Here is a 21,932-nt window from a genome sequence, read left to right as displayed (position 1 = left end):
AACAATAACCAGGGGGGTTAACCAAATGAGTAAGCAAACCATGCATCAACTAAAGCGCAGTGCCATGGCACTCGCCATTAGTGCGATGTTGATACCGGGCGCAGCCTCTAGCCAAACGCTAGAACAGGCTGTGGCCCATACGCTGGATACCAATCCAGATATTCGCATCGCATTTAATCGCTTCAAGGCGCGTGAAGAGCAGGTCAATCAGGCTATCGCCGGTTACATGCCTACTGTTGATATCAGTGGTGGCTATGGCTGGGAACAGACAAACAGTCCATCTACCCGACGCCGTGCAGGCCAGGGCGATGTTGACAAGGATGGCGTCATCGAATTGATGCGTGGTGAAGTCGGTTTTAGCATCAAGCAGATGCTATTCGATGGTTTCTACACCTCGAGCGAAGTGGATCGCTTCAGCTTCGAAGCCAGCGCCGACCAATGGGCCCTGTTTGCCGCGGCCGAAGATATCGCGCTAGATGTGGCCAAGGTCTACGTTAACTATATCCGCAGTGAGCAGGTTCTGACTTTGGCAGAGAAAAACCTGCAGAGTCACAAAGACATCTACGATCAGATTAAGCAGCGTACCGATTCAGGCCTAGGCTCAGTCGCCGACCTGTCTCAGATCACCGGTCGTCTGGCACGTGCCAACGCCAACGTAATCGCGGCAAAGAATAACTTCTTCGATGCCAAGGCGCAGTTTATCCGTATCGTCGAGAAAGAGCCGGAAAACCTAATCGTCCCGGTACCCGATGACGATATGCTGCCGACCAACCTCACCGACGGTCTCAAGGTTGCCCAGGAAAACCATCCTATCCTGAAATCGGCCGCGAGTGATATCTCGGCGGCAGAGAACGAGCGTTCATCTGCCCAGTCCAACTACTATCCTAAGCTGTCGCTAGAGTTAGGTGGTAACTGGAACGATAACCTGGATGGTGAAGATGGCTACTCGGCCTTCGCCTCACAAAATGTTGGCGGTCATAACAATGACCTTATCGCTATGGTACGAGTGAAGTACAACCTGTTCGCCGGTGGTAAAGACTTAGCCCGCGAGAAGGAAGCAGCCTACAAGATCGGCGAGGCGAAAGAGATTCGTCAACGTGCCTACCGTCAGGTCGTCGAAGGGGTCAACCTGGCCTGGAACGCCTACGAGATGCTTGAGCCGCAGAAGCTGTATATCCGCGATCACGTCATCGCCGCCAAGGATACTCAAGTCGCCTATAGCCAACAGTTTAACTTGGGCCAGCGCACCTTATTGGATTTGCTGGATACCGAAAACGAACTGTTTGAAGCGCGTAAGGATTACCTCGATGCCGAATACGACGAGATCATCTCCGAATATCGCATCCTTAACGCTACGGGTAGACTACTGGAATCGCTTCGTGTGACTCGCCCAGAGGTTTGGAAGGGTGAGCGCGAATACGAAGGGGGAGTTAAATAATGAAAGCCTTACTGATTATTCTAAGCGTCGCCTTACTGGGCGGCTGCGCTTCACGCGACATAGTAACCATGGATACCCCGACCAATCAGGTATTCGATCTTAACGACAAAGATAAAGATGGCGTCATCGTCGCCCGTGAACGCTGTAACGACACAGTGCTAGGTGCCACCATAGACAACTACGGCTGTGGTAAGATTAAGCCTATCAATGAGCGTCAGGAACTTAAGATATTGTTTGCCAACGATTCTTACTACATAGATCCTCAGTACTATGATCAGGTAGAAGTGGTTGCGACTTTCATGAGACAGTACCCAAACACTAAGGTGACCATCGAAGGTCACTGTAGTAAGACGGGTAGTTATGAGCACAACCTAACGCTGTCGCAAAACCGCGCCGACGCCGTGACCTCGCTGTTGTCAGAGCGATTCGGTATCGCCAGCGATCGTCTGACCGCCATAGGCTACAGCTACGACAGACCGGTAGATCCTACTCATACCAAGATGGCACACACCCGTAACCGCCGCGTGATCGCAGAGGTTACGGGTGAAGATACCAAGGCCGATATGAAGTGGACCATCTACACAGTTGATGAACAAGTAAAATAAAAAATAGTCGGAGAAGATGAAAGCCAAAATTGGCAGGCAAAAACGCTTTCAAAGGGTCTGCCAACTTTGCGTTGTGGCAACGGCCCTGGGGTTTTCTTGCCTATACGCTTCTCCGACGCAAACACTCGACGCCAACTACATTAAGTCCACCCTAGAAGCCCGATACGGTGAGCGCGCAGGTATGCGCGTCGCCGCCTGGTTTAAGGTACTGGATGAATCGCAGGGCCTGAGTGAACAAGAGAAGATCACCAAGGTAAATAACTTTTTTAATCTGTTTAGGTTTGTCGACGACATCAAGTTGTGGGGCGTCAGTAACTACTGGGCCACACCGATGGAGTTTATCGGGGTAAATGGTGGCGATTGTGAAGATTTCTCCATCGCCAAATATTTCACCCTGCTGCAGCTGGGGGTGCCCGATGACAAGCTGCGGATCACTATGGTTAAGGCCACCTCCGTCAATCAGTACCATATGGTGTTGGCCTACTATGACACGCCCGGCTCCATCCCCTTGGTATTGGATAACCTGGACAGACAGATTAAACCAGCCACCCAGAGACAAGATCTGATCCCCGTATACAGCTTTAACGGTCGTCAGTTGTGGCTAAACAAAGAAAAAGGTCGCGGTGTGCTGGCAGGCTCATCGGAACGCCTTGAAAAATGGAATGATCTCAAAAATAGATTAGGTGTTGAGCGACTCAAAATGCCTAAGTTAAGATTGGAGTAGCGAAAACAATGACACTGTTTCGACAGATATACTCACTGCTTTTTGGCCTGTTCTTGGTCGTTGTCATCAGCCTGGCTTATGTCCAATTTACCGAGACCCAAAGCTTTCTGACCAAGCAGATGGAGTCCGATCTCAATAACACCAGCCACAGCCTCGGGATCATGCTGGTTCCCGATCTGGAAGCGGGTGACATTGTCGGCGCCGAGACGCTGATCAACGTCATCTTCGAAGGCGGCTATTACCAACAGGTGAAGCTCACCTGGCTGGTCGACGGCAAACAACAGGTGTGGGAAAACGACGTTAAGATCGAGGGCGTTCCCCAATGGTTTATCGACCTGGGATTCTTCGAAACCATTAAACGCGAAAGTACCATCACCTCGGGTTGGATCCAGTTAGCCAACCTAGAGATCACCGCCCACCCAGGCTTTGGTTACAACGAGCTATGGCGCACCCTAACCAACGCCATCATAGTCATCTCTATCCTGTTTTTACTCGCCATCATGCTGGCACGCTTCGGGCTAACCTGGATCCTGAGACCACTGCATGAAATAGCCGAGCACGCGGCCGAGATCGCCCAGCGCAAGTTTGGCCCTGACATGGCGATCCCTAAGACCTCGGAGCTCAAGTCAGTGGTCGAGGCCTTTAACAGCATGTCTCATCAGCTCAAGCAGATCTTCAGCTCACTAGACGAAGAGGTGACTGAGCTGCGCAAAAAGAACCTGGTGGATCAGGTCTCTAAGTTGCCGAATAGACAGTATATGATGGGCCGCCTCAACAGCTGGTTAAGCGAACCCAACAATGGCTCGCTGATGATGGCCAAGTTCGACTGGCTCGAAGAGGTACACAGCAAGTATGGTTATCAGGTACGTGATGAGACCATACGCCTGCTGTCCGAGAAGATGCAGGAGCAACTGGACGAGATCGCTCCGTCTGTCATCGCCCGTATCGCCGCCTACGAATTTGCCTTCCTGATCACCAGCGCCGAACAGGAGCAGAGCAGCAAGTATCTGCATACCCTGATCAGAACCGTGAATCAGGAGATCTCTAAGGCGGGCTGTAAGCCTAACGAGCAGTTTGCCATAGGTATCGCCCAGCGCACCGACAACATGACGGTATCGGACATCCTGGCGCAGACAGATAATGCATTGCAGAAGGCGATCGCCGACAACAAGGTGTTCCACTGGTTCGAGAGCAACGAGAAGCAGCTCTACACCCGTGAGCAGTGGCGAGAGCATTTGAGTGCCGCCATCAGCAGCAAGCAGTTCCAGTTCAAATGGCAGCCTGTCTATCACACCAATAAGGATGAGGTGGTGCAGCGCGAGCTCTACTGTCAGCTCACCATTGGCGATAAAGAGATCCACGCAGGCCAGTTTATGCCCTATGTGGAGCTGCTCTCACTGGGCTCTATGCTGGACAGATGCCTGATCGAGACCATAGTGGATAACGGCCTGCTTGAGCGTAACTATGAGCCTATCGCCATCAACCTGACCTTCAACAGTCTGAGCGATACGACCTTCCATCAGTGGCTCAACAAGTTCCTGCGCAATACGCCGCTCGCCCAGCGAATCGTGTTCGACATCCCTGAAGCCGGCGTCTATAGCGATCCCGATGCCTGCCAGGCGCTGTGCAACATCATTCGCGACAATGGCGCTCACTTCGGTATCGACCACTTCGGCCGTCAGTTTGGCTCTATGTCTTACCTGCAAAATCTAAGACCTAGCTACGTCAAGCTGGATCAGTCCTTCGCCTACTATGACGAGAATGAGCACAACAGCGAGCTATGCCGCGCCCTGGTGAACGTCGCCAGAGGCCTGGATATCCAGATCATCGTCACCGGCATTCAGGAGCAGCCGCAGTTGGCACGCTTCGAGCCTCTCAAGGCCAACGCCTACATGGGTTATATCTACCCACCCACCCGCGTCGAGCTATAAACGACAAAGCTGCCCACAGGGGCAGCTTTTTTTTACCTTGATGGCGCGTCTTATTCGGTAAAGACAAACATTAGGAAATAACAGACGGGCAAAGAAAAAGCCCCTCGATGACTCGAGGGGCTTATCTAGGATTGGTCGGTGATAGAGGATTCGAACCTCTGACCCTCTGGTCCCAAACCAGATGCGCTACCGGACTGCGCTAATCACCGAAAATCTTTTTTATCAGCCAGCGATGCTTGATACATCACTCACTTGGAAACTGGTCGGTGATAGAGGATTCGAACCTCTGACCCTCTGGTCCCAAACCAGATGCGCTACCGGACTGCGCTAATCACCGAAACAAGGGATATTTTACGAGGTGCCGCCTCGCTTCACTATATCAAGGAAAAGAATGACTCGTGAAGTCTATTGCAAGAAGAAGTGGGGTGACTGATGGGACTTGAACCCACGACAACCGGAATCACAATCCGGGGCTCTACCAACTGAGCTACAATCACCACTGATATTGACTTCTTAACGCTAACTTGACCCTCATCCAACTGGTGCACCCAGAAGGATTCGAACCCTCGGCCTCACCCTCCGGAGGGGTGCGCTCTATCCAGCTGAGCTATGGGTGCCTGCCTTGTTAGCGCCGCATATAGTATGGATTATTTTACTGCGCGTCTATAGCAAACACGTATTTTTTTACGCGTTTGCTCAAGTTTTAGCATATTTAAGGTGATATTAAGCTGACAACGTCAAAATAATGACTTGGTGGTGCTGCTTTTTTATGCTATCAATAACCATTACCCCAAATCCTAGCGAAAAAATATAACTACTTGTGATTGGCGGAACCATGTTTAGGGATAAAACAGACCAGCATTCACCCCGTGAAGTTGGGCGTTTATATAAAAGGATATCTCGCTTAAAGAGCCTGGCTCGGAAGTACAAGCGTTCTGAGATCGTCCAAAATACGCTATTGGATATCTCCAATCTTGCCGCTCGAGTCGAGCGCGCCGAAGACTTCTATGCTGGTATCCAAACCAATCTCAATCGCCTGCTCCCCGCAGACAACTTCTTCATCGCCATCCTCAACAGAGAAACCAACAAATTAGGCGTGCCTTTCTTCGTCGATGAGAAGGACCAGCACCCAAGCCAGCTATACCCCAGTGAAGAGTTATCTACCACACTCAACAGCGGCCTCACCGGCTATGTGCTGCGCAGCCAGCAACCCCTGCTGTGTGATGACGACAAGTTTGAGCAGCTGCTCGCCAGCGGCGAGATAGTCAGTCGGGGATCCAGCTGCCACCAGTGGCTAGGGGTCCCAATTTTCAGCAGCGATCAGACCATAGGGGTGATCGCGGTGCAGAGCTACGATGCCAATATCACCTATGGCGAGATAGAGGTCGAGCTGATGACCTTCATCAGCCAACATATCTCGGGCGTTATCGAGCGGGTACAGTACCAACACAATCTCGAGGCCGCAATTGAGCACAGAACCAAGGAACTGAGCGTCGCCTACGATAAGCTCAAGCAGGAGGTCACAGAGCGGCGACGGGCGGAAAACCTGCAGAAGTCGCTGTTTGAGATAGCCGAGCTATCCAATGCGACCATAGACCACCAGAGCTTCTATCGCGAGCTACACAGGGTGATCAGCCACCTACTACCGGCCAACAACTGTTATATCGCCCTGCTGGAAGACAATGGCCGTGAGCTGCATTTTCCCTTTTATGTCTCTCAGCTCAACGTAGGCGCGCCGCAAAGGCGCCCTCTGGCCGATGGCCTGACAGAGTTTATTCTCAAACATAAGCGCCCTTTGCTGCTCGATGGCAGCGACATCAAGGCGCTGATCAAGGCGGGGCAGCTCTACGCCAAGGCGCCGCAGCTCAACTATGCCGAGACCATACATCAGTGGATAGGTGTGCCCCTGTTTATCCAGGGCATAGTCAAAGGCGCGCTCACCATCTACAGCTTCACCCCGTCGCAGACCTACCAGGAGAAAGATCTGGATCTGCTTACCTTCGTCTCGCAGCATATCGCCGCGGCGATCGAGCGTAAGCTATCGGCGGAGTCCCTGAAACAGAGCTATGAACAGCTGGAAGAGAAAGTCGCCCAACGCACCCGCGCCCTGGCGATGCTCAACCAGGATCTCGAAAAGGAGATCGCCCAGCGCCGCAAGGTCGAGCAGCAGCTGGTGCACGATGCCAGCCACGACACACTGACAGGCCTGCCCAATCGTGCCATGTTCATGGAGCGCCTGGCCCAGGCGGTGAAGCATGTCAGGCGCCACGCCAGAGACAGGTTTGCCCTGCTGTTTATCGACCTCGACCGCTTTAAGCTGATCAACGATACCCTGGGCCATCTACAGGGTGACCGTTTCCTGATCGAAACCGCCCGTCGCCTCAACCTCTGCATCAGGAGTAACGACACCTTAGGGCGTATCGGCGGCGATGAGTTTGTGATCCTGCTAGACAGCATCAACACCAATAGCGACGCCATCGAGGTGGCCGAGCGTATCTTAGGCGAGTTGAGCGAGCCTTATCAGCTATCGAATCAGAGCTTCACCTCGGGCGCCAGTATCGGCATCGCCTTCAGCGGCCACAGCAGCGGCGACACCAGCGAGTCGCTGTTGAAGGACGCCGATGCCGCCATGTATCAGGCCAAGTCCAACGGCAAGGGTTGCTTCGTCATCTTCGATCACAACACCAGCCATCAGCAGAGCCATGACATCACCCTGGAGATAGAGCTCAGAGAGGCGATCGCCAAACAAGAGTTGGCGCTGCAGTATTTCCCCGTGATGGCTTTGGCGACCCAGGAGGTTCTCGCCCTCGAACCTAGGCTCTACTGGCAGCATGAACAGCTGGGCAAGATCAAACAGGATCAGCTCAGCAATATCGCCGAGCACTGCAACCTGACCAAGGAGCTGGATCTCTATCTCTTCGATCAGCTCAACAGCGACTTTGACAAGGTGATGCAGCAGGTCGACGGCAAGGTGCAGCTGCACATCAAACTCGCCAGTCAGCACCTCAAACATAAACATGCGGTGCGCAAGCTGAAAAATCGCATCAAGCAGAGCTACTATAAAGCTGGCGATATCTGGGTATTCTTCAACGAGAAGGCCTTTGTCGCCGACAGCGACAGCCATATTCAGGCGTTCGACCTCCTGGCTAAACTGGCCATTAACTTAGGCCTGTGCGCCTACGGTAGCGCCCACACGGCACTGAGCAGCCTCAGCTTCCTGCCCTTGAGCGGCCTGAAACTAGACCCTAGCTATATCAGTCATCTGAATAATCCGCAGCAAAAACGCCTGCTTAAGGCGCATCAGCTGACCGCCTCGGCGCTCGAGCTGACGCTATTTGTGGAAGGGGTTAAGACAGATCTGCATAGGCAGCAGCTGGTCAGCCTAGGCTTCGATCAGGGTCAGGGCCAGGCCTTGGGTGAGTCTATCGATCCCAGCAAGCTGCCCGAGCCCAGAAAGCGGCCGAGCGGCTGCATCTCCGCCTAATCACCATAGGTGAGCGCCGCCTTAGCAATTTACTTCTTCAGCATATCCCGAATGTTGGCGATGTTGGCCCGGCCCGACTGCACTCTTTGCTGCTCGGACTGAGGCGGCTTGCGATTTTCCCAGATCAGATCGTCCTGAGGCAGCTCCATCAGGAAACGGCTGGGTTCACAGCGCATCACCTCACCAAACTGACGCCGCTCGCGGCAAATCATGAACCACAGCTCCCTCTGCGCCCGGGTGATCCCCACATAGGCCAGGCGGCGCTCCTCCTCGACGTTGTCTTCATCTATGCTGGTCTGGTGCGGCAAGATGCGCTCCTCCACTCCCACCATGAAGACATAGGGGAACTCCAGGCCCTTAGAGGCGTGCAGCGTCATCAGTTGCACCTGATCCCCCGCCTCATCCTCGCTGTTGCGCTCCATCATGTCTCTCAGAGTCAGACGGGTCACCACTTCCGGCAGTGTCATCCCTTCGTCCAGTTCATCGCCCTCGAGCATCTCGGTCACCCAGCGATAGAGCTCGGAGATGTTCTTCATCCGCATCTCGGCGGCCTTGGCACTGGTACTGGTCTCGTACAGATAGTCTTCGTAGTTGATGTGGCGGATCAGCTGTTTCACCGCCTCAACCGGTTCGCCGCGGGTCGCCGCCTCGCCGGTATCGACGATAAACTTGCCAAACTGATACAGGGCCGACATGGCCGCCGGCGGCAGATGGTGATTAAGCTCGCTCTGGAATATCGCCTCGAACATGGAGATATGCTGCTCGTTGGCATAGTTACCCAAGCGCTCAAGGGTTGCAGGACCGATGCCGCGTTTGGGCAGGTTAACTACCCGCAGAAAGGCGTTATCGTCGTCGGGATTCACCACCAGACGCAGGTAGGCCATGATGTCTTTAATCTCGGCGCGGCCGAAGAAAGAGGTGCCGCCGCTGAGCTTATAGGGGATGCGGTTGGTCATCAGGGCGCGCTCGAGCAGGCGCGACTGATGGTTGCCCCGATAGAGGATGGCATAATCGCCAAACTGGGTCTTGCCGACAAACTTGTGGCGGATCATCTCGGCCACCACACGCTCGGCCTCCTGTTCCTCGTTGGCGGCGATCAGCACCCGCAGCGGCTCACCATAGGCCAACTCGCTGAACAGTGACTTGTCGTAGACGTGGGGGTTATTGGCGATCAATATGTTAGCCGCCCGCAAAATACGCTGACTGGAGCGGTAGTTCTGTTCGAGTTTAATCAACTTAAGATTGGGAAAGTCCTTCCCCAAAAGCACCAGGTTCTGCGGCTTGGCCCCACGCCAGGAGTAGATAGATTGATCGTCATCCCCTACCACGGTAAAGCGGGCGCGCTCACCCACCAGCAGCTTAACCAACTCATACTGGCTGGTGTTGGTATCCTGATACTCATCCACCAGCAGGTATTGAATGCGTTTCTGCCAGCGCTCGCGTACCTCCTGCTTGTGCCGCAGCAGCAAGGTAGGCAGCAGGATAAGATCGTCGAAATCCAGCGCGTTATAGGCCTTCATATGCTGAGCATATCGCTGGTAAAGCAAGGCAAATAACTGTGACTGCTCGTCTCTGGCGGTTTTGATGGCGCCGTCTGGCGTCATCAGGTCGCCCTTCCAGTTGGAGATGGCCGTCATCAGCATGCGCAGCAGATCTTTATCGCCGTCAAACTCCTTCTCGGTCAGCTCTTTCAGCAGCGCCAGGGTATCTTGGTCGTCAAACAGGGAGAAGCCGGGCTTAAGGCCGACCACCTTATATTCGCGCTTGATGATCTCAAGCCCCAGGGTGTGGAAGGTTGAGATCCACAGCCCTCTGGCTTCTTTGCGTCCCATCGACTGGGCCACACGCTCCTTCATCTCCCGCGCCGCCTTATTGGTAAAGGTCACAGCGGCGATGTTGCGCGCCTGATAACCACACTTCTGTACCAGATAGGCAATTTTATTGATGATCACACGCGTCTTACCACTGCCCGCGCCGGCAAGCACCAGACAGGGACCAGAGACATAGTGAACAGCATCATTTTGACCGGGATTGAGCTTCATTGACTAACGGCTACCAACTAGAGAATTCGTGAGATCGGCCAGGGATCATACCAGAATCTTCGCCATAGCTCAGACAAAAATATCCAGGTGGTCATCTAAGCTTAAGCGCGTGCGACCGATAAGCTACCGACGTGAGCCTGCCCTCAACCTGGTGTCAGGCGACCGGTTTTTAGTTGTCATCCCAGTAGGCTTAGGTACAATTCGGGCATAGCATTAAATGGCCAATGGCGGACAGAAAAGATGATTAACCCCAAAAAGATCGAAGAAGTAGCTAAGCAGCTAAGCGATAACCTCCCCAGCGGGCTTAAGCAGTTTGCCGGTGAGTTTGAAGAGAAGAGCAAACAGGTTCTGCAAAACCAGCTGATGAAGCTAGATCTTGTCTCGCGCGAAGAGTTCGATGTGCAGCAGCACGTGCTGTTGAAGACCCGCGAGAAGCTCGAAGCCCTACAGGCTCAGGTCGATGCCCTGGAAGCCAAACTCAGACAGCAAGACGAGGCTTAAATCGCACTAAGCCGCGTAAGCGACCTCCATCCATGAAAAAGAGCGCCCGGCGCTCTTTTTTGTTGGCTGTTTTATTCTCTTCTTATCACTCGCCTATCACCTCATACAACATCGGCAATTGCCCCCGTTTTGCCACAATTGGTCATCGCTATGCCCGCCTGTTTGGCGCGACTTGTGATGTAATGGCGCAATACACCAAGACCGTCATTGAGAGGGATTTTTATGTTAAGTCGGTTACCCCTGGCCAACAGCCCACTGAGCAAGAAACTGATCTTCATCGCCATCCTTACCCTAGTGGCTATGATCCCCTTGGGTCTCATCGAGAGCCTCACCTCTGACAGGCAGCATCTGTATCACGGCGTGGTCAACGAGATAGGCCGCTCCTGGGGCGAGCAGCAGACCATTGCCGGACCTGCGCTGGTGATCCCCTACACCTACGAGGTGGTGCAGGAGAGCATCAGCGACACGGGCAAGATGACCAAGGCGAGGCACACCTACGACAGCGAACTCATTGTGCTGCCGGAGCAGCTCAACCTCGCCGTCTCGCTCAAACATAGCTTCCTCTCCCGCGGCATCTTCCGCTCTCTGGTCTATCAGTCTCAGGTCACCGGCTCGGCGCAGTTTCGCCTCGAAGCTTACACCTTACCCAACCTGGTCAGCCTGCATCCCGACCAGGCCAGGCTGGTGTTTGGCATCTCCGCCAACCAAGCCATCGACAAGATCAACCGCTTCACAGCCAAGGCCGACCAGCAAGCGGCCGCACCGCAAAGACTCATGCCCGGCACCAGACTTGAGCAGCTCAGGGGGCTCGACCGCGGCTTTCATCAGCCGATCGCCCTGAGTCCCGACAGTGAGCAACTCACGGTCAACTTCGACATAAGCCTACGGGGCTCTCAAGGTATCTCAGTGCTGCCCATAGGACAGCAGACTGAGGTTACCCTGTCGGCAGACTGGCCGCATCCAAGCTTTCACGGTCTGCTACCGACCGAGCGACAGATCACCGCCCAGGGCTTCAGCGCCCAATGGGACGTGAGCCACCTGACCCGCAACTATCCTCAGGTATTTACCAAGACCCAGGAGGTCAATCTGCAGGAGATCGCAGCCCAGGCCACCCTGTTTGAGCCTGTAACCCACTACGGCAAGATAGAGCGCGCGGTCAAATATGGTCTGCTGTTTATCATGCTCACCAGCATCATGCTGCTGATCTTCGAGCTGGGGCAACAACAGGTCTTAAGCTCGATTCAGTATCTGCTGGTCGCCAGCGCCATGTCGCTCTTCTATCTGCTGCTCCTCTCCCTGTCGGAGCATATCAGCTTCGGTTATGCCTACCTGCTGGCGGCATCTGTGCCACTACTGTCTGTCTCGGCCTATATTGCCAGCGTGACCGCCAGTCGCAGGCGCGGAGCCTTCATGGCAATCATCTTGCTGGCGCTCTACAGCGTGCTTTACTCCATCCTGAAGCTGGAAGACTATGCGCTGCTGATGGGCTCTGGCCTGCTGATGATGGTGCTGCTGATCCTCATGTACCTGACTCGCCACCAGCTCGAAGCGCCTTCAACCCCACGGCAAGAGTAAATAACACCTCAGGCGCTGGCCAGACTAGCCAGCGCCGCCTAAGCGGGTTAGCCTAGCGCTTTTCAATAACCGTATTTTTCAAAGCCCGGTTTTTCAAAGACTCATTTTTCAAACTGGCAGGTTTAAGAGCACATCTATGAGATCGAATCCCCCCACCAATCTCTATTTTTCCGTGGTGTTACTCTGGAGCGGTCTGACACTGATCCCCGCCGCGATCTACTTAGGCGAACTAAGCCTGTTTCCCTGGCTCGAGCTCAGCTCCGCCGAGGCGCAGATACTCTACGGCCTAACCAGCTCGGGGACGGCGCCCTATGGTGTGCTCACCGTGCTGGCCCTGCTGCTCGCCTGCTATCTGTTGCTGCCACGCAAACAGCTTGCGCCACTGCTGTTTAGCGTCTGCCTCGCCATGGGGCTCAGCCTAGGGCTAAATCACTTTCTCAAGCCGTACTTCGGCCACCCCAGACCCAATGTGCAATTCTTGGCAGAGACCCAAGGGCTCTCGCTTAGCGGTTTCTATCAGGCCAGTCAGCCGACGCGACGCGCCTTGATGGCACAGGAGATTGCCAAGCTATCTCTGGAGATCAAGCTATCACAGGAAACCAAGCTATCCCTCTCCCCCAAGATAGCCCAGCACTGGCAAGATGAAGTGGGCTACTCGTTTCCCTCGGGTCACACTCTGTTTGCGGTGACGCTCGCCCTAGTCGTCGGCTATTTTTTGTTAGCGGCGCAAAGGTTTTTAGTCGCCGCTCTGTTATGCTTATGGGCGCTGGCCATGGGGTTTAGCCGCATGTTACTGGGCATGCACTGGCCTCAAGATGTCTTGGCGGCATCCTTACTCGGCGGCCTTATCGCCCTGCTCGCCTTGCTGATCACCGAGAAATGGCGCGCCATCGGCCAAGGCTAGTGCCTAACTGGGCTAACGTTTTACTGAGCTAATGTTTTACTGAGCTAATGTTTTACTGAAACAGTATTATACTTCCACAAGGGTTTACTCTTACCCGGCGACTGACATGACAAGACTACAACTCGACAAGACCGACATTCAGATCCTCAAGTTACTGCAGGCCCAGGGACGCATGGCCAACCAAGATCTGGCCGCAAGCGTCGGCCTGTCGCCCTCCCCTTGCTCGCGCCGGGTCAAGGCGATGGAGGAGGCGGGCATCATCGCCGGATACGCCGCCCTAGTGGATGCCCCCTACTTTCAGTTAACCCTGACCGCCTACGTGCAGGTGCGGCTGGAAAAACACACCCAAGCGATACTCGATGCGTTCGAGCAGGCCATCGACGGCTATGACGAGGTACTCGAATGCGCCCTGCTGACAGGCAGTGACGCCGATTACCAGCTCAAGGTTTTGGTCAGAGACATGGATGCCTTCAAACATTTCCTGTTGGAGAAGCTCACCAGCAATCTACATATCGCTGGCATACGCTCAAGCTTCGTGCTCAAACAGGTCAAGAGCCGCACCGCCATTCCCCTACCTGAACTCGGCACTCAAGACGATAAAGCTTGATAAATCACACAGATTCTCATTTTTTCAGCCGCGCAATCCTATCGCGTCGACGCCAGTCTCAATGCGACCATCGCAATAATTTCGCCAATAAAGTCAGAAAGCGAAATTAGTTTTCAATAAATAATAGCATGCTGCAATAACAACAAAGCCTTAACCTTAATCCACGCCATTTACCACCCTTGACCGACTATAATAAAGGACTATGATGCGCCCTCTTTAACACTGAGGTAAGGAATAGATGAGCGCAAAAGATTTAGGGCATTTCAGCTCACGCATAGGCTTTATCATGGCGGCTGCTGGCTCGGCCGTCGGTGTCGGTAACATCTGGGGATTTCCCACTCAAGCGGCAACCCATGGTGGCGGCGCCTTCCTCTTGGTGTATCTGGTGCTCATCTTCCTGCTGGGTTATCCCATGCTGGTCGCCGAACTCATGATTGGCCGCCACGGCCAGACCAACCCTGCCGACGCCATGGCCAAGCTGGGCAGCAGCAAGCTGAGTCGCAACCTGGGCAAGACCATAGGTTTCGCCTCTATCATTACCGCCACCCTGATCTGCACCTTCTACAGCATCCTATCTGGCTGGTTTGTCAGCTTCACCCTGGCTCCAATCGCCAGGCTAGCGGGAATGCAAGAGATTGCGCTCTGGTTAACCAGCTTCTCGCTGGAGCGTAACCTACTCTTTACCCTAATCTTTATCCTCATGGTGGTCTTAGTGATCCGCCAGGGGGTACAGCAGGGGATCGAGGCTTGGTCCAAGCGACTGATGCCGCTGCTGTTGGCAATCTTGATACTGGGCGTGGCCTATATTCTGACTCAACCCGGTGCAAGCCAGGGGCTAAACGCCCTGCTGGTGCCGGATTTCAGCCGCATTTGGGAACCTCAGGTGCTTATCGGCGCCTTGGGCCAGACCTTCTTCTCACTCACCGTGGGTACAGGCGCCATGATGGTCTACGGCGCCTACCTGAATCGGCAGGAAAACCTGGCCAAGCTGACTGCATACGTCACCCTGACCGACACCAGCGTCGCCTTCCTCGCCGCCCTGATGATCATTCCCGCCATGTATGTAGCCCAGCATAACGGCGTTCAGATCTTCGCCGCCGATGGCAGCCTGCTCAATGCAGATACCTTGGTGTTCACCGTACTGCCGGCGCTGTTCGATAGCTTGGACGGCTTAGCTGGGCAGCTGATCGCCATCGTCTTCTTCATCCTGATGACCATAGCCGGGCTGACATCGGCCATCTCGATCGTGGAAGTGCCCACCAGCTATATGGTAGAGAAGACAGAGATTCAGCGTCACAGCGCCACCTATCTGGTGGGCGGTGGCATCGCCCTGCTGGCGACTATCATGGTGTTTAATTTCGATGCCCTATTCGGGTTAGTTATTACCCTGACCACGGAGCGTGCCCAGCCCTTTATCGCCTTAGGTATCGCCCTTTACACTGGCTGGGTATGGCATAGAAACAGCCTGCTCAAGGCGATCGCCGCCCAGGAAGGCGCCAAGCTCGACGGCCTCTTCTGGCGCATCTGGCCTGTATACGTGAAATATGTTTGCCCAGTGCTGATCCTCGCCATCATATTGCAGCTGCTGACCGCCTGAGGCTTAGCGAGTAAGTCGACCTGAGGAGAGCATAAAAGGTCGGTCTAAAGCTCAGATACACAAAAGCCTAGTCATTGGGATATGACTAGGCTTTCTATTTGGGCAAACACCAATGGCTGGGGGCTAGCCCTAGGTATATTGCTTGATGATCATCTCGACCACAGTTTGGGTGATCTCATCGAGCTTGGCCTGGCTAGGCAGAGGCTCACCCTGGATCAACTGAGGCCAGAAGCAGTAGGCCTTGATCACCGCGGTAAACTGAACCACTAGGATCTCGCTATCCTTCGCCTTCAACGCACCGGCGGCGATCGCCTGATTGAACCAGTTCGCCAGTGGCGACTCCTGCTTACTGAACTCCGACATGGCGTCTTGAATCAGCTCCGGCTTGTGGATCGCCTCGGCGATAATCACCCTGGCCGTATCGATAAACCCCTTAGCACTTAACAGCTTAATCTCGTGCTGTACCAATTGGGTCAACTGTGAGGCCAGGCTCTCCTCGGCGCTGAAGGGTAAAGATTCGAAGGCACACAGCATCTCCATCATCTCGAGCATGATGGCACTAAACAACGCCTCTTTGCTGGGGAAATGGTTGTACACGGTGCGCTTGGACACATCGGCACGTTTGGCAATGTCATCCATACTCGCCAGGCTAAATCCCTTATTTTGAAACTCCACACTGGCTGCCTCGACGATGGCCGCACGTTTCAGCTCCGAGCGAGTTAATTTTTTCTCTATCATTTTAAATAACTTATTAGGTTTACCTTGGCGAATTGCAATTATTTTACACTTATTAGTTTACTTTTTAAACTAAGATCATCTAAACTACACTGACTAGTTTACATTTGGTGATTGCAATGAAACGCAAATATCTCATCTCACTTGGCATTATACTCGGAGGCGGCATGCTGACATCTAACCTAATCAACTCCTCTTCGGCGCCGCAAGCCCTGGCCTCAGGTGATCAACTTGCCAGCAGAGAGTCTGCCGCACACCACAGGTCAGATGGCGGCTTTCAAAATACCGCCGCCAATCTCACTCAGAACAGCGGCATGGGCGCCATCCTGATACGTTACCTCACAGAGACGCGAGTCGATGCCAGTCCTTCGAAGGCAATCCCCTTGATGCCACTGACCCGCGATGGCATCGCCGCGCTGCCTGACTCTCAAGACAGCGTGATCCGCCTGGGCCACTCGAGCATCTTACTCAAGATAGCGGGCCAAACCTGGTTGATCGATCCCGTTTTTAGCGACCGGGCCTCGCCCTTTACCTTTATCGGCCCTAAACGCTTCCATCAACCACCGATTACCCTCGAGCAGCTTCCCGAGATCGATGGCGTGTTGATCAGTCACGACCATTACGATCACCTGGACGAAGAGAGCATCAAGCGACTCCACCACAAGGTGAAACGTTTCATCGTCCCTCTGGGTGTGGAGCAACATCTGCTTCGTTGGGGCGTCGCCAAAGATAAGGTGCAACCGCTGGACTGGTGGCAGAGCCTGACGCTTGGCGAACTCAGCATCACGGCAACGCCGACACAGCACTTTTCCGGCCGGGGACTTTTCGACAAGAATCAGACCCTCTGGGCCAGCTATGTCATTCAATCTGACAGGAGCAAGCTGTACTTCAGCGGCGACTCGGGATACTTCGACGGCTTCAAGGCCATAGGCGAGCGGTTCGGTCCCTTCGACCTCACCATGATAGAGACGGGCGCCTATGACAAAGACTGGCCCAGCATCCATATGACACCAGAGCAGAGCCTGCAGGCCCATCTGGATCTGGGCGGACGTCAGATGATGCCGATCCACAACGGTACCTTCGACCTGGCCTTTCACAGCTGGTACGAGCCACTGGAACGCATCGCCGCCCTGGCCGCCGATGCAAATACACAGCTCATCACGCCAATCGTGGGACAGGTACTGGATATTCATAACACGCCAGAGAGTGTTGCCTGGTGGCGGGAACTCGCCGAGTGGCCTGCTCTGGCTCTCAATCTGCAAAGTAACTAATAGAAAAGGCGCCCAACTGGGCGCCTTTGATTCACATTCGATTGACTTGCTATAGCTGTTAACACACCTCACTTGCTACTCATGAAAGTCGACTTTCACCTTCTTAGCATCTTGCTGCAACTCGGCAGGTTTTGGCACATGAATGGCGAGCACGCCCTTCTTGTACTTAGCGGTGATCTGGTCGGCGTCAATGTTGAAACCTAAAGGGATCTGCCGCTGGAATGAGCCGAATGAGCGCTCTCTCAGGTGATAGCCTTTCTCATCTTTCTCCTGCTCATGACGCTTCTCACCGCTGATGGTGAGATAATTACCGCGGATGTCGACGTCGATGTCCTTCTCTTCCATATCGGGCAATTCAGCCTTGATCTCGACATATTCGGCACATTCTTTGACATCAATGGCAGGCATCACGCCCAACTCGGCGCGAGTGTTAGGCCAAGTGGTTAGCCAGTCTTTAGCAAAATCATCGAATACATTGTCTAGCCGCGAATGCAGAGCGGTTCGCGGATCATCTTTATGAAAGATTGAGGGGAAGAAAGATCGCATAACAAGCTCCTTTGTTGGTTGAATCTCCATAAGGCAAGATTCAGAGGATTTACGAACAGCCCAAAGCGCAAGCCCTCCGGGCTCCTTACTTTAATTTTAGTCCCTTAGTCCCGCTTTTTACGGACCGCAAGGGGCTATCTAGCGCTAGGTTAATCCAGATCAAATCGAGGCGAAAAATCACTTGTCTTGGCAGTGTTCAGGCACAAAATATGCCCTTGCTTCCATGTAAAAACGCCTTCAGTTCAATGCAAAACAAAGGCAATATTATTATGAGGTTATAGCAGTTTTAACCATGTCTGAGTCGGCCACATTTTTAAAGACAGCGGGCAGAGACTTAGGTATGCTCTGAATGACACTATTTATCGAAAGGAATCGTTCATGGACACTGCATCCATCGACAGCGCGCCAGCGCCGACACCAACAACACAGGCGCCTGCCCAAGCTAGCCCGCAGGAGCCCACCCAACCCGCTATCCAGCCAGAGTTTAAACACTCGGGCCTGGGCATCGCCGCCTTTACCCTGAGTATCATCGCAACCCTGTTAATCTTTGGCATAGTCACAGTGGCGGGCGTCATGGAGGCCACCACACCCGGTGGCATAGATGAGACATCGCCCGAGGCAATCGTCGTCGGCATGCTGATCTTTGCCTTCATCGGCCTGGCCTTGGTAGCCCTAGGGCTGGGAATTGGCGGCCTGGTGCAGAAACAACGCAAGAAGATCTTCGCCATACTCGGCACCATATTCTCCTCGGTCGCCATTCTGGCCACCCTGGCACTCATCGCTTATGGCACCACGATAGACTAAATCAAAGGTTTTTCCTCTAAACAGGGAGGCGCTAACAACAAAAAAGGGGCCTAAGCCCCTTTTTTAGATTTGCAGTTGGTTTAACGCAGCACTTCCTCTAACGCTCTTAGGCAGAGGGCCACATTCTCGCGCCGAGCACCGAAGCCCATCAGGCCGATACGCCAAGCCTTACCTGCCAAAGCACCCAGACCGGCACCTATCTCCAGGTTATAGTTTTCGAGCAATTGCTTACGCACGGCGCCATCGTCTACTCCCTCAGGAATATAAACTGCGTTGAGCTGTGGCAGACGCGAGCCCTCCGCAACCACAAACTTAAGCCCCAGATTTTCCAGTCCGTCACGCAGTAATGCGTGCATAGACTGATGGCGGGCCCAGGCATTTTCAAGCCCCTCTTCGGCCAGCAGGCGTAGCGACTCATGTAGGGCATACAGGGCATTGACCGGCGCCGTATGGTGATAGCTGCGCTTACCGCCCGCCCCCTGATCGCCACTCCAGTAACCCATGACCAGGCTCTGATCCAGGAACCAGCTCTGCACCGGCGTCTTACGCGCCTTGAGCTTCTCTACCGCCGCAGGCGAGAAAGAGACAGGCGACAGCCCCGGCACACAGGAGAGACACTTCTGGCTACCCGAATAGATGGCATCTATGCCCCACTCATCGACCCTGAGCTCCACGCCGCCGAGGGAAGTCACCGCATCGACGATCGACAGACAGTCATGGGCCTTGGCCAGCTGACACAGCCCCTTGGCGTCCGACAGCGCACCGGTTGAGGTCTCGGCATGCACGAAGGCGAGAAACTTGGCATCGGGATGAGCCTTTAGCGCCGCCTCGACATCGCTCAGTGATACCGGCGTGCCCCACTCGTTGTCCACCACCACGGCAGTCGCGCCAACACGCTCGACATTCTGGCGCATGCGCTCGCCAAATACGCCGTTACGGCAGACGATCACCTTCTCACCCGGCTCCACCAGGTTAACGAAACAGGTTTCCATGCCGGCACTGCCAGGCGCCGAGACCGCCAGCGTCATGGCATTTTCGGTCTGAAACGCATATTGAATAAGCGACTTAAGCTCATCCATCATGCCGACAAACAGGGGATCCAGGTGGCCTATGGTCGGCCTTGCCTGCGCCGCCAGAACCTCGGGATAGACATCCGACGGGCCCGGGCCCATCAAGACTCGGCGTGGGGGATTAAAAGGAGTAACTTTGGGTGCTGCTAACATCTCATGTCCTCTATCAAGCCTTAGCTTGAGAAGTTAGGGTTAAGGCTAACTGTCGTTTTGTTTTGATGACGAAGGCTTTACGCTCCATCATCACCCTACGGATGAACAGTTACTTTCGTGCCATAATACCAATCGTAGTAAATAACTGATCATGCTAGCTTGTTAAAACGTCCGATAACGGCGTTACTATTTTTGATTGTAGAATAACTACTTATCGAAAAATTCTGCCTTGTTCTCGACCGTTTTTCCTGTGCTATTTCTGATCACTTACTTACCGTGATTGGTATAACTGGCATCTTATTGCTTTGAATCTGTTGCAAGATAACATAAAAAAAGGCGCCATCGCGCCCCTTTAACGTTAAAGTTTGTCTCCACTCGCGAAAGCAAAAAACATTAGTCGCGATTATCCAGAAACAGCTTATAGGCCGGGCTTTGGGTCTCTTCTTGATAGACGAAGCCCAGCTCGGTAAGAAACTGCTGGAAGGCGACGCTATCGCTCTCGGGCACCTCGAAACCGGCCAACACCCGCCCGTAGGCCGCGCCATGGTTGCGGTAGTGAAACAGGCTGATGTTCCACTTGCTGCGCAGGGTAGTGAGAAACTTAAACAGGGCGCCAGGATGCTCGGGAAACTCGAAGCTAAACAGACGCTCCTGCAGCGGCTCGGGCGGCAGACCGCCGACCATGTAGCGCACGTGCAGCTTGGCCGTCTCGTCGTGAGACAGATCCTGCACCTCGAAGCCGTCGCCCTCGAGCCGCGCCACTATCTCATCAAGCTCCGCCTGACCGTGAGACAGGCGAATACCGGCAAACACCACCGCCTTCTCGCGGCTGGAAAAGCGATAGTTAAACTCTGTCATGGCGCGCTTTTCAAGCAGCTCACAGAAGCGCAAGAAGATCCCCGGACGCTCCGGCACCTTCACCGCCAGAATCGCCTCCTTCTGTTCACCCAATTCGCAACGCTCGGACACATAACGCAGGCTATGGAAGTTGACATTGGCGCCGCTAAGAATGGCCGCCACCTTCTGCCCCTTGCCCTCGTCGCCGATATATTTCTTTAGCCCCGCCAGTGACAACGCCCCCGCCGGTTCGGCAATGGCGCGGGTGTCCTCGAAGATATCCTTCACCGCGGCGCAGATCTCATCTGAGGTGACGGTCACCACCTGATCCACATACTCGCGGGCCAACCTGAAGGGCTCGGCGCCGATCTGCTTTACCGCCACGCCGTCGGCAAACAAGCCCACCTGAGACAGCACCACCCGCTCGTCAGCCTCCAGAGCCGCCTTGAGGCAGGCCGAGTCTTCTGGCTCGACGCCGATGATCTTCACCTGTGGCATCACCGCCTTATAGTAGGCCGCGATCCCGGCGATCAGGCCGCCACCGCCCACAGGCACAAACACCATCTCGAGATCTCGCTGCTGTTGCAGCATCTCCTGGGCGACCGTGCCTTGTCCGGCAATCACCGCCTCATCGTCAAACGGTGCCACATAGATACGTCCCTCATCGCGGGCAAGCTGCTGAGCATGCTCGTTGGCCATGTCGAAGGACTGGCCATGTAGCACCACAGTGCCACCGAGGCGACGCACCGCATCCACCTTGATATCCGGCGTAGTCTGGGGCATGACGATCACCGCGCTCACCCCGCGCGCCGAGGCCGACATGGCGACCCCCTGGGCATGGTTTCCCGCCGAGGCGCACACCACGCCCCGCTGACACTCCTCCTGACTCAGCTCGGCGATACGGTTGTAGGCGCCGCGCAGCTTAAAGGAGTGTACCGGCTGCATATCTTCACGCTTGAGAAATACCTGACAGCCGAGGCGTGCCGACAGCTTATTGAGGCTGGAAAGCGGCGTCACCTTGGCGACATCATAAACCGACGACAGCAAGATCTTCTGCAGATAATAGTGAGCGAGATCCAGCTGAGACTGAGAGGCAAGGGCCAACATA

General features: G+C 54.3%; 17 protein-coding genes and 4 tRNA genes. 12 read left to right on the top strand and 9 right to left on the bottom strand.

Going from position 1 to position 21,932, the window contains the following annotated elements; genetic code table 11:
- The first annotated feature begins 25 nt into the window (after positions 1-25).
- From K0H80_RS01560 to K0H80_RS01545, 4 genes are read left to right on the top strand one after another with little or no spacing between them, the layout of a single operon-like run.
- Positions 26-1,438 (top strand): TolC family outer membrane protein, encoded by a 1,413-nt coding sequence (locus K0H80_RS01560; RefSeq protein ID WP_011864116.1) that lies wholly within the window; start codon positions 26-28, stop codon positions 1,436-1,438.
- Positions 1,438-2,043 carry an OmpA family protein gene (locus K0H80_RS01555; protein ID WP_220043971.1) on the top strand — a complete coding sequence of 202 codons (606 nt, stop codon included), beginning with the start codon at positions 1,438-1,440 and terminating at the stop codon, positions 2,041-2,043. Before K0H80_RS01560 ends, K0H80_RS01555 begins: the two co-directional genes overlap by 1 nt.
- Before the next feature lie 16 nt (positions 2,044-2,059).
- Positions 2,060-2,767 carry a transglutaminase-like cysteine peptidase gene (locus K0H80_RS01550; protein ID WP_011864114.1) on the top strand — a complete coding sequence of 236 codons (708 nt, stop codon included), beginning with the start codon at positions 2,060-2,062 and terminating at the stop codon, positions 2,765-2,767.
- Positions 2,768-2,775: 8 nt separating this feature from the next.
- Positions 2,776-4,698: a bifunctional diguanylate cyclase/phosphodiesterase gene (locus tag K0H80_RS01545; RefSeq protein ID WP_011864113.1), complete on the top strand. Its 1,923-nt coding sequence runs from the start codon at positions 2,776-2,778 to the stop codon at positions 4,696-4,698.
- Positions 4,699-4,830: 132 nt separating this feature from the next.
- Here K0H80_RS01545 and K0H80_RS01540 read toward each other — a convergent pair.
- The 4 genes from K0H80_RS01540 to K0H80_RS01525 all read right to left on the bottom strand — a co-directional run bounded on the left by K0H80_RS01540 (position 4,831) and on the right by K0H80_RS01525 (position 5,315).
- Positions 4,831-4,907, bottom strand: a tRNA-Pro gene (locus K0H80_RS01540).
- Positions 4,908-4,958: 51 nt separating this feature from the next.
- Positions 4,959-5,035 (bottom strand) — tRNA-Pro (locus tag K0H80_RS01535).
- An 84-nt stretch (positions 5,036-5,119) separates the two neighbouring features.
- Positions 5,120-5,195 (bottom strand) — tRNA-His (locus K0H80_RS01530).
- Between the two features lie 43 nt (positions 5,196-5,238).
- Positions 5,239-5,315: transfer RNA gene (locus K0H80_RS01525), tRNA-Arg, on the bottom strand.
- Positions 5,316-5,533: 218 nt separating this feature from the next.
- Here K0H80_RS01525 and K0H80_RS01520 point away from each other — a divergent pair.
- Positions 5,534-8,182 (top strand): sensor domain-containing diguanylate cyclase, encoded by a 2,649-nt coding sequence (locus K0H80_RS01520; RefSeq protein ID WP_220072851.1) that lies wholly within the window; start codon positions 5,534-5,536, stop codon positions 8,180-8,182.
- A 29-nt stretch (positions 8,183-8,211) separates the two neighbouring features.
- On the opposite strand, the gene rep is transcribed toward K0H80_RS01520, so the two are convergent.
- A complete protein-coding gene (rep, locus tag K0H80_RS01515) occupies positions 8,212-10,224 on the bottom strand; it encodes a DNA helicase Rep (RefSeq protein WP_144203838.1) in 2,013 nt (670 codons plus the stop codon).
- Positions 10,225-10,464: 240 nt separating this feature from the next.
- Here rep and ubiK point away from each other — a divergent pair, with 240 nt between their 5' ends.
- The 5 genes from ubiK to K0H80_RS01490 all read left to right on the top strand — a co-directional run bounded on the left by ubiK (position 10,465) and on the right by K0H80_RS01490 (position 15,408).
- Entirely contained in the window at positions 10,465-10,725 is a 261-nt protein-coding gene (gene ubiK, locus K0H80_RS01510) for a ubiquinone biosynthesis accessory factor UbiK (RefSeq protein WP_011864110.1), read from the top strand.
- A gap of 222 nt (positions 10,726-10,947) precedes the next feature.
- Positions 10,948-12,300: a cell envelope integrity protein CreD gene (creD, locus tag K0H80_RS01505; protein WP_220072850.1), complete on the top strand. Its 1,353-nt coding sequence runs from the start codon at positions 10,948-10,950 to the stop codon at positions 12,298-12,300.
- Between the two features lie 136 nt (positions 12,301-12,436).
- Positions 12,437-13,204 (top strand): phosphatase PAP2 family protein, encoded by a 768-nt coding sequence (locus K0H80_RS01500; RefSeq protein ID WP_220072849.1) that lies wholly within the window; start codon positions 12,437-12,439, stop codon positions 13,202-13,204.
- Positions 13,205-13,310: 106 nt separating this feature from the next.
- On the top strand, positions 13,311-13,811 hold the full coding sequence (locus K0H80_RS01495) for an Lrp/AsnC family transcriptional regulator (RefSeq protein ID WP_220072848.1): 501 nt from the start codon (positions 13,311-13,313) through the stop codon (positions 13,809-13,811).
- Positions 13,812-14,049: 238 nt separating this feature from the next.
- Positions 14,050-15,408: a sodium-dependent transporter gene (locus tag K0H80_RS01490; RefSeq protein WP_220072847.1), complete on the top strand. Its 1,359-nt coding sequence runs from the start codon at positions 14,050-14,052 to the stop codon at positions 15,406-15,408.
- 129 nt (positions 15,409-15,537) lie between these two features.
- Here K0H80_RS01490 and K0H80_RS01485 read toward each other — a convergent pair whose 3' ends face one another.
- Positions 15,538-16,146 (bottom strand): TetR/AcrR family transcriptional regulator, encoded by a 609-nt coding sequence (locus K0H80_RS01485; protein WP_011864105.1) that lies wholly within the window; start codon positions 16,144-16,146, stop codon positions 15,538-15,540.
- A gap of 164 nt (positions 16,147-16,310) precedes the next feature.
- Between K0H80_RS01485 and K0H80_RS01480 the strand changes: the two genes are divergently transcribed.
- Complete coding sequence (locus tag K0H80_RS01480; RefSeq protein WP_220072846.1) at positions 16,311-17,414, top strand: MBL fold metallo-hydrolase; 1,104 nt, start codon at positions 16,311-16,313, stop codon at positions 17,412-17,414.
- A 75-nt stretch (positions 17,415-17,489) separates the two neighbouring features.
- On the opposite strand, the gene K0H80_RS01475 is transcribed toward K0H80_RS01480, so the two are convergent.
- Entirely contained in the window at positions 17,490-17,960 is a 471-nt protein-coding gene (locus K0H80_RS01475) for an Hsp20/alpha crystallin family protein (protein ID WP_011864102.1), read from the bottom strand.
- Between the two features lie 378 nt (positions 17,961-18,338).
- On the opposite strand from K0H80_RS01475, the gene K0H80_RS01470 reads away from it, so the two are divergent.
- Positions 18,339-18,764 (top strand): hypothetical protein, encoded by a 426-nt coding sequence (locus tag K0H80_RS01470; protein WP_220072845.1) that lies wholly within the window; start codon positions 18,339-18,341, stop codon positions 18,762-18,764.
- A gap of 80 nt (positions 18,765-18,844) precedes the next feature.
- On the opposite strand, the gene K0H80_RS01465 is transcribed toward K0H80_RS01470, so the two are convergent.
- Together K0H80_RS01465 and ilvA are read right to left on the bottom strand one after the other, a co-directional pair.
- Positions 18,845-19,987, bottom strand: coding sequence for a pyridoxal-phosphate-dependent aminotransferase family protein (locus tag K0H80_RS01465; protein ID WP_220072844.1), 1,143 nt, complete (start codon positions 19,985-19,987; stop codon positions 18,845-18,847).
- A gap of 393 nt (positions 19,988-20,380) precedes the next feature.
- Positions 20,381-21,931 (bottom strand): threonine ammonia-lyase, biosynthetic, encoded by a 1,551-nt coding sequence (gene ilvA, locus K0H80_RS01460; protein WP_220072843.1) that lies wholly within the window; start codon positions 21,929-21,931, stop codon positions 20,381-20,383.
- Position 21,932 lies beyond the last annotated feature (1 nt).

Origin of the sequence: Shewanella aegiceratis (assembly GCF_019457495.1) — a bacterium.
GTDB classification, from domain to species: Bacteria; Pseudomonadota; Gammaproteobacteria; order Enterobacterales; family Shewanellaceae; genus Shewanella; species Shewanella loihica.
The sequence above is the reverse complement of the archived record's forward strand: the minus strand, read 5'-3'. Positions and strand labels throughout refer to the sequence as shown.

What these genes read in the sequence shown, in the direction of transcription:
- K0H80_RS01560 (WP_011864116.1), top strand. Translation starts at nt 26, where the DNA reads ATGAGTAAGCAAACCATGCATCAACTAAAGCGCAGTGCCATGGCACTC.
- K0H80_RS01555 (WP_220043971.1), top strand. Translation starts at nt 1,438, where the DNA reads ATGAAAGCCTTACTGATTATTCTAAGCGTCGCCTTACTGGGCGGCTGC.
- K0H80_RS01550 (WP_011864114.1), top strand. Translation starts at nt 2,060, where the DNA reads ATGAAAGCCAAAATTGGCAGGCAAAAACGCTTTCAAAGGGTCTGCCAA.
- K0H80_RS01545 (WP_011864113.1), top strand. Translation starts at nt 2,776, where the DNA reads ATGACACTGTTTCGACAGATATACTCACTGCTTTTTGGCCTGTTCTTG.
- K0H80_RS01520 (WP_220072851.1), top strand. Translation starts at nt 5,534, where the DNA reads ATGTTTAGGGATAAAACAGACCAGCATTCACCCCGTGAAGTTGGGCGT.
- rep (WP_144203838.1), bottom strand. Translation starts at nt 10,224, where the DNA reads ATGAAGCTCAATCCCGGTCAAAATGATGCTGTTCACTATGTCTCTGGT.
- ubiK (WP_011864110.1), top strand. Translation starts at nt 10,465, where the DNA reads ATGATTAACCCCAAAAAGATCGAAGAAGTAGCTAAGCAGCTAAGCGAT.
- creD (WP_220072850.1), top strand. Translation starts at nt 10,948, where the DNA reads ATGTTAAGTCGGTTACCCCTGGCCAACAGCCCACTGAGCAAGAAACTG.
- K0H80_RS01500 (WP_220072849.1), top strand. Translation starts at nt 12,437, where the DNA reads ATGAGATCGAATCCCCCCACCAATCTCTATTTTTCCGTGGTGTTACTC.
- K0H80_RS01495 (WP_220072848.1), top strand. Translation starts at nt 13,311, where the DNA reads ATGACAAGACTACAACTCGACAAGACCGACATTCAGATCCTCAAGTTA.
- K0H80_RS01490 (WP_220072847.1), top strand. Translation starts at nt 14,050, where the DNA reads ATGAGCGCAAAAGATTTAGGGCATTTCAGCTCACGCATAGGCTTTATC.
- K0H80_RS01485 (WP_011864105.1), bottom strand. Translation starts at nt 16,146, where the DNA reads ATGATAGAGAAAAAATTAACTCGCTCGGAGCTGAAACGTGCGGCCATC.
- K0H80_RS01480 (WP_220072846.1), top strand. Translation starts at nt 16,311, where the DNA reads ATGCTGACATCTAACCTAATCAACTCCTCTTCGGCGCCGCAAGCCCTG.
- K0H80_RS01475 (WP_011864102.1), bottom strand. Translation starts at nt 17,960, where the DNA reads ATGCGATCTTTCTTCCCCTCAATCTTTCATAAAGATGATCCGCGAACC.
- K0H80_RS01470 (WP_220072845.1), top strand. Translation starts at nt 18,339, where the DNA reads ATGGACACTGCATCCATCGACAGCGCGCCAGCGCCGACACCAACAACA.
- K0H80_RS01465 (WP_220072844.1), bottom strand. Translation starts at nt 19,987, where the DNA reads ATGTTAGCAGCACCCAAAGTTACTCCTTTTAATCCCCCACGCCGAGTC.
- ilvA (WP_220072843.1), bottom strand. Translation starts at nt 21,931, where the DNA reads ATGTTGGCCCTTGCCTCTCAGTCTCAGCTGGATCTCGCTCACTATTAT.